4 protein-coding genes are annotated in these 12197 nt (G+C 63.8%); all 4 read left to right on the top strand.

Going from position 1 to position 12197, the window contains the following annotated elements; translation table 11 throughout:
• Positions 1–20: 20 nt before the first annotated feature.
• The 4 genes from AC1DOG_RS04755 (at position 21) to AC1DOG_RS04740 (ending at position 12011) form a co-directional block, all read left to right on the top strand.
• Positions 21–7028 carry a beta strand repeat-containing protein gene (locus AC1DOG_RS04755; RefSeq protein ID WP_477926981.1) on the top strand — a complete coding sequence of 2336 codons (7008 nt, stop codon included), beginning with the start codon at positions 21–23 and terminating at the stop codon, positions 7026–7028.
• Positions 7029–7185: 157 nt separating this feature from the next.
• Positions 7186–8433: an NAD(P)/FAD-dependent oxidoreductase gene (locus AC1DOG_RS04750; RefSeq protein ID WP_112943426.1), complete on the top strand. Its 1248-nt coding sequence runs from the start codon at positions 7186–7188 to the stop codon at positions 8431–8433.
• Positions 8434–8583: 150 nt separating this feature from the next.
• Positions 8584–9153 (top strand): hypothetical protein, encoded by a 570-nt coding sequence (locus AC1DOG_RS04745; protein WP_112818886.1) that lies wholly within the window; start codon positions 8584–8586, stop codon positions 9151–9153.
• A gap of 428 nt (positions 9154–9581) precedes the next feature.
• Positions 9582–12011 (top strand): glucose/quinate/shikimate family membrane-bound PQQ-dependent dehydrogenase, encoded by a 2430-nt coding sequence (locus tag AC1DOG_RS04740; protein ID WP_477926980.1) that lies wholly within the window; start codon positions 9582–9584, stop codon positions 12009–12011.
• Positions 12012–12197: the final 186 nt, after the last annotated feature.

Below are 12197 nucleotides of genomic sequence, written 5' to 3'. Positions count from 1 at the left end.
AACACTTGGGATTGATGAGCATGACGACGGTTGCATCCACGCTGACGATAACGCAGATCAGATCCCTCTCGTCCGCGGCGGTCGCAGCATGGACAACCGACGACATCGCGTCGCTATCCACGGCCCAGGTCAAGGCCCTATCGTCCTCTCAGATCGCGGCGCTCGACGTCGAGGACGTCGAGGCGATGAACTCGCAGCAGCTCAGCGCAATCGCTAAGACTTCCATCGTCGGCTTCACCTTCGATCAGCTGCACGCGCTCAACAAATATGCCATCGAGAGCCTGACATCCGTCCAGGTCTCCGCCCTGACCACGTCGCAGCTGAGCGCCTTGACGACCGAGCAGTCGGAAGCCCTGACCCCGAACCAGATCAAGGCGCTGTCCACCGCGCAGCTCGCGGCACTCAGCCCCGAGGATATCGCGACCTTTTCGACCGCCGATATCGCCGCCATCACCAAGGCCATCCAGGGTCTCGGGACGGCGGCACTCGCGGCTCTTTCTCCCGATCAGATCGCAGCCTTGAACACGAGCGCTGTCGCGTCGATGACGAGCAGCCAGATCGGCGCATTGAGCGCCGACCAGGTCGAAGCGTTTTCACCGGCGCAGATGGCGGCAATGACGTCTGCGCAACTGGCAGCGCTCGGACCCGATGACATAGCCATGCTGTCGCTCGAGGATATTGCCGCGATCAACACCAAGGCCATGAAGGGCTTGAACCTGTCGGCCTTGTCGCCCGAACAGATCGCGGCGCTGACGACGGCCCAGGCGAACACGCTGACGACGGCGCAGCTCGCCTCGCTCGATATCGGCCAGATCGAAGCGTTCTCGCCAGCCCATATCGCCTCGCTCAGCTCCAGCGCGCTGGCGAGCCTCACAACCGAACAGATCGGAGCTCTCAGCCCCGAACAGGTAGAAGCCTTCACGCCGCAGCAGGTCAAGGCACTTACCTCCGACCAGCTTGCCGTTCTCAACCAGGACGGCATCGCTGGGTTTTCGACCGCCGATATCGCAGCCATCAGCAGCAAGGCCATCGCGGGCCTCAGCCCGGGCTCCATCGCGGCGCTGTCAACCGTGCAGATCGCCGCCCTCGGCACTGGTTCGATCGCGAGCCTGACGACCGAGCAGCTCGGGGCCTTGAACGACGAACAATTCAAGGCGCTATCGTCGGTACAGGTGAAGGCGCTGAGTTCCGGGCAGCTCGCCGCACTCGACGCCGCCGATATCGAAGCCTTCTCGACCGCCGCGATCGCCGCGATTTCCAGCCGCGCCATGTCGGGACTGAGCACGGATGCGCTCGGCGCGCTTTCATCGGCTCAGATCGCCGCCATGTCCACGAGCCTGATCGCCAACCTCACCGGCAGCCAGCTCGAAGCCTTGAGTGCAGACCAGATCGCGTCGTTCTCGACCAGCCAGATCACCTCGCTCGGCGCACAGATCGCTGGCTTCAGCACAGGGCAGCTGGAAGGGCTTTCGACCTCAAAGATCGCGGCGCTGAGCACGGCCGCAATCGCCAGCCTGACGACCGAACAGATCGACGCGCTGAGCGTGGAGCAGGTCGAGGCCTTGACGCCCGCGCAAGTCAAGGCGTTGAGCGCGGCGCAAATCGCGGCCTTCGGTGCCGACGATATCGCAGCCTTCTCGACAGCCGATATCGCCGCGATAACCAGCAAGGGCTTCACCGGCCTCAACATGGATTCGCTCTCGACCGCGCAGATCGCGGCGCTGTCCACCGCGCAGATCGCGAACCTCGGAACAGACCAGCTGGCCGCGCTGACCACCGACCAGACGGAAGCGTTGTCGCCGACGCAGGTAAAGGCGCTGAGTTCGGTTCAGCTAGCTGTGTTCGACGCCGAGCACATCGCAACCTTCTCCACCGACGATATCGCCGCCATCACCAGTAGGGCCATAAACGGCCTGACCACCGATATCATCCCGACCTTGTCCACCGCCCAGATCGCGGCGTTGAACTCGACGGCGATCCCACGCCTGACGAGCGGCCAGATCGCGGCACTCAGCACCGATCAGGTTGAGGCGCTGACACCGGCACAGGTCGCATCGCTGACCTCCGTACAGCTCGCAGCGATCGATGCCGATCACATGGCGACCTTCTCGACGGCCGATATCGCGGCGATCACCAGCAAGGCCATACCGGGTCTCAGCACAGACATCATCGCCACTTTCTCTACCGGCCAGATTGCTTCGCTGACGACCGCGCAAGTCAGCGCGCTGAAGACGACACAGCTTGCGGTTTTGAACACCAGCCAGGTCGAGGCGCTCACCCCGGCGCAGGTGGCATGGCTGAGCTCGCTGCAGCTCTCGGCGCTTGGCGAAGACGGCATCGCAACCTTCTCGACGGCCGATATCGCCGCGCTCTCGAGCAAGGCGATCCCCGGCCTCAACATGTCCAGCCTGACCTCGGGGCAGATCGGCGCACTCACGACCGCCCAGGTCAACGCGCTGAAGACCCTGCAGATCTCCACCTTGGGCACCAACCAGGTCGCGGCGCTCACCACCGCCCAGATCGCGGCCTTGAGCACGACCTCGATTGCCAGCCTGACGACCGATCAGCTCGACGCCCTCGGCTCGGCGCAGGTAGAAGCTCTGTCTCCGCTGCAGGTGATGTCACTGACCTCGTTGCAGCTTGGCGTGCTGGACGCCGGCGATATCGCGACTTTCTCGACCGCCGATATCGCCGCGATCACCAACAAAGCGCTGCCGGGCCTGAGTACGGACGTGCTCGCAACGCTCTCAACCGCCCAGATCGCGGCCATGAGCACGAATGCGGTCGTGAGCCTGACGAGCGACCAGATCGGCGCTCTCAGCACAGCACAGGTCGAAGCCTTGTCGCCGGCGCAGGTGAAGGTTTTGAGCTCCGCGCAGATGGCCGCACTCGGCGCCGATGATATCGCCACCTTCTCCACCGCCGATATCGCCGCGATCACCAACAAGGCCATCTCGGGCCTCAGCGGCGACGCTATCGAAGGCCTGACGAACGAGCAGATCGCAGCGCTCAACACCAGCGCGATCGCGAGCCTCACCAGCCTGCAGATCGGCGCGATGAGCACGTCGCAGATCGAGACGCTGTCGCCCGTGCAGGTGGCGGCTCTAACATCGCTGCAGTTCTCAGCGCTTTCTGCTGAGGACATCGCGACCTTCTCGACCGCCGATATCGCGGCAATCACCAACAAAGGCTTGCCCGGCCTCGGCACTGATGCGGTTGCAGGCCTCACCACCGCTCAGATCGCGTTGCTGAGCACCAGCGCTCTTGCGAGCCTCACGAGCACCCAGGTCGCAGCACTCGGCACAGACCAGATCGCCAAGCTTTCGACCGCACAGGTGAAGGCGCTGACATCGGCGCAGGTCGCAGCACTCGGCGACCATGTCAGCGTTCTCTCCACCGACCAGATCGCCTTCCTGACGCCAGCGGGCATCACGGGTCTGACATCCGATCAGGTTGACGCGCTGAACAGCGCGCAGCTGCACACGCTCAGCACCAGTCAGATCGCCGCGATGACTACCAAGCAGGTCGCGGGGCTTAGCACCGGCGACATGGCCGGACTGACCACCCAGCAGCTGGCGGCCATGAGCTCGTCCGGCGTTTCCGGCCTGTCGACCAGCCAGGTCGCGGCCCTCAGCAACACACAAATCCTGGCGCTTTCGACCAAGCAGATGGCAGCCCTCAGCTCCTCTCAGGTCGGCGCGCTGCGCACGGACGACATAGCGGCACTCTCCACAGCACAGATCGCCGCTCTCTCGGTTGGCGGCATCGCGGGATTGAACTCGCAGCAGCTGGCGGCGCTTTCAACCGCACAGGCGGAGGCGCTCACCAGCAACCAGGTCGGAACGCTGAATTCCAGCCAGCTCTCGGTCCTCGGACCTGAGGATGTCGTGACCTTCTCCACCAAGGATATAGCCGCGATCACGTCAAGCGCGCTGGGGGGAATGTCGACGGATACGATCCGGGCCCTGACCACAGCGCAGATCGCCGCGCTGAGCAAGAATGCGATTGCAGGTCTGACCACCCAGCAGCTTGCGGCACTCAGTACCGCCCAGGCGGAAGCGCTGACCAGCAGCCAGATCAGCGGCCTGAGCTCCTCGCAGCTTGCCGCCCTCACCGCCGATGACATTGCAACCTTCTCGACCAAGGATATGGCGGCCATCGGCTCCGGCGCCATCGCCGGCCTTTCGACCGGCACGATCGCGGCGCTCTCTGCGAGCCAGATCGCGGCGCTGAACACGGCAGCGATCACGGGGATGACGACCGGGCAGATCGCGGCGCTGCGGACCGATCAGGTGGAAGCGTTGACCTCGGCGCAGATCGGAGCCCTGAGCTCGAAGCAGACGGCGGCTCTCAGCACCGACGATATCGCCATCCTGTCGGCGAAGAACATTGCCGCGATCAACTCCGGCGCCATCGCCGGCCTGTCGGCAGCCGCCCTCGCGACGCTGACGACGAGCCAGATCGCGGCGCTCAGCACTGCTGGCATCGCCGGCCTGACTGTCGATCTCATCAGCGCGCTCAGCAGCGACCAGATCGGCGCGCTGACGACGAGCCAGATCGCCGCGTTGAGCTCGCGGCAAATCGGAGCGCTTGGCACCGACGACCTCGCATCACTGACGACCGCCCAGGTCGCCGCATTGAGCACGGCGGGCATACCCGGTCTCAGCAGCGACCAGATTGCGGCATTGAGCACCGATCAGACTGAGGCCCTGACCAGCCTGCAGGTCGGCGCCCTGAACTCAAGGCAGATTGCCGCCCTAGGCACGGACGATCTCTCGCACTTCTCCACCGCGGACATCGCCGCCATTGGCTCGGGCGCTATCCTTGGCCTTTCGACCGCCGCGATCAGCGCGCTGTCGACCGCACAGATCGTCGCCATGAGCTCGGCAGGGATATCCGGTCTCTCCAGCGGCCAGATGGCCGCGCTCGGCTCCAACCAGGTGGAGGTGCTGACAACAGCGCAGATCGGCGCGCTGACCTCTAAGCAGGTCGGGGCGCTTGCCACCGACCGTATCGCGGCGCTTTCGATCGACCAGATCGCCGCCTTCGGCACGGCGGGGATCGCGGGCCTGACCAGCGATCAGATCAGTGCGCTCAGCGTGCGCCAGGTCGAGGCGTTCACCAGCGTTCAAGTAGGCGCGCTGAACTCGAAGCAGATCGCTGCACTCGGAACCGATGATCTCGACAGTTTCAGCACCGCCGACATGGCCGCGATCACCTCCAGCGCAATAACAGGCATTTCGACATCAGCGCTGGCCTCGCTTTCGGGCGACCAGATCTCGGCCCTTAGCCCCACCGGCATTGCAGGCCTCACCAGCGACCAGATCGGCGCGCTGCGCACCAACCAGGTGGAAGCACTGACGACCTCCCAGGTTGGCGCGCTGACCTCCAAGCAGATCGCGGCGCTGAACACAGCCGACATCAGCGCGTTTTCGCCGGAACAGATCGCGGCGTTGAGCACGGCAGGCATAGCGGGGCTCTCGACCGGCCAGCTCGTCGCACTGCATAGCGACCAGATGGAAGCGCTGACCAGCATCCAGATCGGTGCCCTCTCCTCGCGGCAGGTCGCGGTTCTGACTTCAGACAATCTCGACAGTTTCACCACGGCCGAAATCGCCGCGATCAGCTCGTCGGCCATCTCCGGCCTTTCGACAGCAGCCCTTGCCTCGCTCTCGCCAAGCCAGATCGCGGCGCTGAGCACCGCAGGCATCGCCGGCCTCAGCACCGACCAGATCGCCGCACTCAGCGTCGATCAGGCAGAAGCGCTGACCAGCCTGCAGGTGGGCGCGCTGAGCTCCAAGCAGATCGCGGCACTCGGAACGGATGATCTCGACAGCTTCTCGACGGCCGATATCGCCGCGATCAGCTCTGCTGCGATCTCCGGGCTGTCACCGGCGACGATCGCTTCGCTTTCGGCCGAGCAGATCGGCGCGCTGAGCACAGCCGGCATTGCCGGTCTTTCCACCGCCCAGATCGCTGCCTTAAGCACAAGCCAGGTCGAGATGCTGTCGACAAGCCAGATCGGAGCGCTGGGCACGGCCCAAGTCGCAGCGCTCAGCACCGGCGATATCGCCGTGCTGTCGGTCGAGCAGGTGGCGGCGCTAAGCGCGAAGGGGATTGCCGGCTTGAGCAGCACCCAGGCCGGCGCGCTCAACGTCGACCAGATGGAAAGGCTGTCCACAAGCCAGATCGCGGCACTCAGTTCGGATGCGCTGAAGGGTCTGACTTCGTCCAGCCTGGACGCACTGACACCCGCCAAGTTGGCGGCGATCAGCTCTGGCGCCATGAAGGGACTGTCGACGGACTTCATCGCATCACTCTCCACCGAGGAGATCGCGGCTCTGGGAAGTTCTGGGGTTTCAGGCCTGACCAGCGATCAGATTCACGCGCTGAGCACAGATCAGTTCAGCACCTTCTCCACCGACCAGATCGCGGCCCTGAGCTCGACCGGGCTTGCAGGATTGACGAGTGGCCAGCTGCAGACGCTATCGACCGAGGAGTTCGCGGCTATCACGCCAGGTTCGATCAAGGGGCTGACGACGGCGCTGTTTTCGACCCTGCCGTCGAGCGACATCGCGGCACTGACCACGGGCCAGGTGGCGGCGCTCAGCTATAGCCAGGTCGCGGCCATGAGCACGGCGCAGATCGGGATGCTGTCGACCACCCAGATCGGCGCGCTCAATGTGGTTCAGGCCGCAGCCCTTGGTCCGGATGACTTGGCAGGCTTCTCGCCCGAGAGCATCATCGCGCTCAGCTCCAGCGCGGTTTCGGGCTTGAGCACGAGAGCGCTCGGCGCGCTGACAGTGAGCCAGGCCGAAGCCTTCACGCCGGCTCAGATCAACGCGATGACCTCTGCCCAGGTGCAGGCGCTGACCAACGGCCCGCTCTCTGGCGCAAGCGCCGCCGCCGCGACAACGACCACGACGACGGCCACCACGCCGTCGGAGACAACGACCTCGGCCGCAGCATCGCCGGACACGAGTGAATCGTCTCAGGTTGCCTCGGTGATCATGTCCTATCTGGGATAAGCAGCTGATTGTGGGCGCGGCGGAATTCGATGCCGCGCCCGCAATGGTTCGTAGTTTCAGAGAAGAGCCTAAAAACGGCATTGATCGACAAGCCATTTATGGAGCATGTGGCGGAGACGTTCGTATTCAGTTGACCGCAAGGAAAGTCGCCTAGGCCATGTCGATGATGGAAGAGCCCGATGTTGTGATCATTGGCGCCGGCGCGGCCGGCACGGGTGCGGCCCGAACGCTCGCCAAGGCCGGTCTGAAAACACTGGTGCTCGAGGCTCTCGATCGCAAGGGCGGCCGTGCTTGGACGAAAACGGCAGCGGGCAGCGTCGTCGATCTCGGCTGCGGCTGGCTTCACTCCGGCGATCGAAATCCCTGGACCCGCATCGCCGGCGAGATCGCCATCGCGGTCGATCGCCGGCCGTCCGCCTGGGGCGGGCAATTTCGTGATCTCGGCTTCACTCCATCCGAGCGCGATGGGGCCCATATCGCCTTCGAACGGTGGACGGATCGCGTCTCCGCCACCCCGCCCCTCTCCGACATCGCCGCCGATGCGCTCGACCCGGCGGACGGCTGGACGAGTTATTTGCAAGCGCTCAGCGGCTATATCAGCGGCGACGAACTCGAACACATTTCCTGCAAGGACTACGCGGCTTACAACGAAGCCTCGACCGACTTCAACTGGCGCGTCGCAACAGGCTACGGCGCACTCGTCAGGGCCGCCATACCGGCCGAAGCAACGGTGAGGCTTTCGACGCCCGTTGAAGCGATTGGGCTCGATGGGGGTCGCGTCGAGATCAAGACATCGGTCGGCATCGTGCGCGCTGACGCGGTCATCGTCACCATCTCCACCAATATTCTGGCAGGCGACACGATCCGCTGGCCGTCGGTTTTGGATGCATGGCGAGAGGCGGCAGCCCGATTGCCGCTTGGCGCCAACGAAAAGCTCTTCCTTGAAATCATCGGCTCCGCTCCCTTTGAGGACGAGACGCATCTTATCGGCGATCCCCGCGACGCATCGACCGGCAGCTACTATATCCGCCCCTTTGGCCAGCCCGTGATCGAATGCTTTCTCGGCGGTGCCGGCGCGCGCGCCGTGGCGGAGCGCGGCCATGAAGCTGCATTCGCGCGCGCCACGGATCAGCTCGCCCATCTGTTCGGCAGCGATATCCGGCGCAATCTCCGCCCGCTCATCGCATCGGACTGGACCAGGACGGCATCGATCGGCGGCGCCTACAGCCACGCTCTACCCGGCCACTCCGACGCCCGCCTTACGCTCGCGAGATCATACGACGAGCGCGTGTTCTTCGCCGGGGAAGCAACGCACAGCACGGACTTTTCGACCGCCCATGGGGCGCTGCAAAGCGGCGAGCGCGCAGCACACGAAGTCATCGCCGCGCTTCAGCTAAAACCGTGATAGATGTGTCCTTGGGTGACACACGGGCGTGCAATCGCAGAACCCGCGGCAAGTGTGGCGATTCATCGGTTTGAAACCTGTTCGTGCGACAAAGTCGGTTCAAGGGATACCCCCTGAAGACCAAGCCGTGTTGCACAAAGGTACGGAAAAATGAGACCGTTCGCCGTTCTTTCTGCGAGAGTTTCTCTTGCTGCCGCTCTCTTCAGCGCGGGCACGCCGCTGATTGCAAACGCCACCGAGGATTGGATCGGATCGTCCCGCCAATGGTCGATCGGCTATGTCCACAATGGCGGCGAGCCCTATTGCGCGCTGGTTTGGGACAGCATGACCGGGAAGACCGTCGAGTTCCGCGAAAGCCTGAAGGATGCGTCCTGGCTGATCAAGAACGACGCGTGGTCGCTTCCTGATCATCTCGCCACCAAGGTTTCGGTGACCGGCAAAAGCAACAGCATGGAAGTGCCTGCCATCGGCGCCGACGGCAAGAGCCTGCGCGTCTGGAGCCTGCCCGGAAATTCCAATGCCGGCGGCGTTCAGGGCATTATTCGCGCCGCACTCAGCGGAATGGCCGACATCAACGTCTCGTTCCAGGGCAATGAACCCGACTGGGTCATCCCGACCTCGCGCATCTATCCTATGCATGCGACCTACGCGTCCTGCATCGAGCGGCTCTCGAACAAGAAGCCGGTGAAGATCGAAAGCGCCACGACGAACCCGTTCTAAATTCGTTGTTGCTGAGAGCTGCCAACGGACGGAATTCCGCTTCGGCTCCGGACGCAAAGTCGCGCCTGCGACGCGCTCCTTGCCTGCTATTCATCTGTCTAAAATAGCACTTGCCACAATGCTGCCGCTGGCGATATATCCCAACCCAGGGTTGGAGACGTTAAGGTGCTGTCTCCCTCCGTCGGTGCCTGACGCGTGCATTTCGAACCACGTAGGACGAGCCTGATGGACTTTTGCAGATTTCCCGAATTGGCGCCGAACGCGCCGTTTTTTGCAGATCATGGTTCGCCAGCGCACATGCGCTCGAAATCGCTCCTTTTCGCCTGCTGTCGTTAAGACAGCTAACCAAACGGCGAACGCGCAAGGCGAGCATCTCGTATTTACAGGCTTTCCATCTTCGTTTGCCGGATATGCAATGAGGCTATTCAATGGATAATTCACCGAACCCACCGGCGCTGTTAGGTCGCCTGTGGCTGGTATTGCTCGGCGCGATCATCACGCTCGCCGGGCTGTTTTTCGCGATCGGCGGCGGCAAGCTCGTCTCGCTGGGCGGCAGCTGGTACTTCCTGCTCGCCGGCATCGGACTGGTCATCGCAGGCCTGCTCATCATCCGCCGCAGGCCGCTGGGCGCCCTGCTCTTCGGGCTCGTCTTCGTTCTTTCGGCCATCTGGGCCATCTGGGACGCAGGCTTTGAGTTCTGGCCGCTGATTTCGCGGCTGCTGGCGATTGCCGTCGGCTCCATAGTCGTTGCCGTCTCCTTCCCTTTGCTGCGTCGCTCGGCCGGCCGCACGCCCGCTTACGGCGCCTCGTTCGGGCTGGCTCTGATCCTCGCGATCGGCACTGGCGCGGCCTTCTACGGCATGTTCATCCCGTATCCGCCGGTTGTCGCCACTGGCGCCGGCCCGGCCCGCACGCCGGTCGATCCGGCCCGCGAACAGAAGAACTGGGAAGCCTACGGTAACACCTCGGGCGGCAGCCGCTTCGCCGCACTCGACCAGATCAACCTGGACAACGTCAACGATCTGAAGGTTGCGTGGGAATACCACACCGGCGACACGCCGATCAGCCCCGGCGCCAACGGCGCGGAAGACCAGGAAACTCCGCTGCAGGTCGGCGACCGTGTGTTTGTGTGCACCCCACACAACAACGTCATCTCGATTGACGCCGATACCGGCAAGGAAATCTGGAAGGCCGAGATCAACGCCAAGTCGTCTGTCTGGATGCGCTGCCGCGGCCTCGCTTACTTCGATGCGACGCGCGCACCCGAACAGCCTTCGGCACCGAACTCCACGCCGGTCACCGCGGTCAACGTCGCACCCGGTACGCTTTGCGAACGCCGCATCCTGATGAACACGATCACCGCCGAGCTGATCGCGCTCGACGCAGACACCGGCGCGTTCTGCCCGGATTTCGGCACCAACGGCCGCGTCGACCTGAAGGTCGGCATGGGCCAGGCGGCTGATCCAAGCTACGTGCTCACCTCGGCGCCGACGCTTGCCGGCACCACCGTCGTCGTTGGCGGCCGCGTTGCCGATAACGTCAGCACCGACATGCCTGGCGGCGTCATGCGCGGTTTCGATGTCGTGACCGGTCAGCTGCGTTGGGCATTCGACCCGGGCAACCCGAACATCACGCTCCTGCCGCCCCCGGGCGAAAGCTACACGCGTTCGACTCCGAACGTCTGGGCGTCGATGTCCTATGATCCCGCTTCCAACACCGTCTTCATGCCGGTCGGCAGCCCGTCGGTCGACCTTTACGGCGCGACCCGCACGGATCTCGACCACAAGTACGGCGCCTCGATGCTGGCGCTCGACGCCACCACCGGCCGTGAGAAGTGGGTCTACCAGACCGTTCACAACGATCTGTGGGACTTCGACGTTCCGATGCAGCCTTCGTTCATCGACTTCCCGAAGGCCGACGGCACGACGGTTCCTGCTCTGGTGTTCGGCACCAAGGCTGGCCAACTCTATGTGCTCGATCGCGCAACCGGTCAGCCGCTGACCAAGGTCGACGATGTTCCGGTGAAGCCGGGCAACATCCCGAACGAGCCTTACGCTCCGACCCAGAAGCTCTCCGTCGGCATGCCGCAGATCGGCGCCAAGACGCTGACCGAAAGCGACATGTGGGGTGCGACGCCGTTTGACCAGCTGCTGTGCCGCATCGCCTTCAAGGGCATGCGCTACGATGGCGTCTACACGGTTCCGGGCACCGACCTCGCGCTCAACTTCCCGGGCTCGCTGGGTGGCATGAACTGGGGCGGCCTTTCGACCGACCCGAACTCGAACTACATCTTCGTCAACGACATGCGCCTCGGCCTGTGGATCCAGATGAAGGAAGCCGCACCGACCAAGGCCGTCAACAGCGGTGGCGAATCCGTCAACACCGGCATGGGCCTCGTGCCGATGAAGGGTACGCCCTACGCGGTCGACAAGAACCGCTTCCTGTCGGCGCTCGGCATTCCCTGCCAGGCTCCGCCCTTCGGCAGCCTGACGGCGATCGACATGAAGACGCAGAAGATCGCCTGGCAGGTTCCTGTCGGCACCGTCGAAGACACCGGCCCGCTCGGTATCAAGATGGGTCTGCCGATCCCGATCGGCATGCCGACGCTCGGCGGCACGCTCGCCACCCAGGGCGGCCTGATCTTCATCGCCGGTACGCAGGACTTCTACCTGCGCGCCTTCAGCACGGCGACCGGCAAGGAAGTCTGGAAAGCCCGTCTGCCCGTTGGCAGCCAAGGCGGCCCGATGACCTACAAGTCGCCGAAGACAGGCAAGCAGTACGTCATCATCTCGGCCGGCGGCGCACGCCAGTCGGATCTTCGTGGCGACTACGTCATCGCCTATGCTCTGCCGAACTAAACGTCAGCGCAAGCAACAGAAAGGGGCCGTTCAGCGGCCCCTTTTTTGTGCATGGACGAGATTTGTCACATATCGTGCAAAAAAGAGTGAAAACCTATCTGCGCCCTTGGCGATCTGCCGCGTCGGCTGCATAATGTGAGTCTGACGAGTATCGCGGCTATCGGCTACAGACTGTCCCGAACTTCG

Source organism: Rhizobium sp. 01N48, assembly GCF_056399145.1.
The sequence above is the reverse complement of the archived record's forward strand: the minus strand, read 5'-3'. Positions and strand labels throughout refer to the sequence as shown.

Coding starts and splice junctions, on each gene's coding strand:
- AC1DOG_RS04745 (WP_112818886.1), top strand. CDS start 8,584: ATGAGACCGTTCGCCGTTCTTTCTGCGAGAGTTTCTCTTGCTGCCGCT.
- AC1DOG_RS04755 (WP_477926981.1), top strand. CDS start 21: ATGACGACGGTTGCATCCACGCTGACGATAACGCAGATCAGATCCCTC.
- AC1DOG_RS04750 (WP_112943426.1), top strand. CDS start 7,186: ATGTCGATGATGGAAGAGCCCGATGTTGTGATCATTGGCGCCGGCGCG.
- AC1DOG_RS04740 (WP_477926980.1), top strand. CDS start 9,582: ATGGATAATTCACCGAACCCACCGGCGCTGTTAGGTCGCCTGTGGCTG.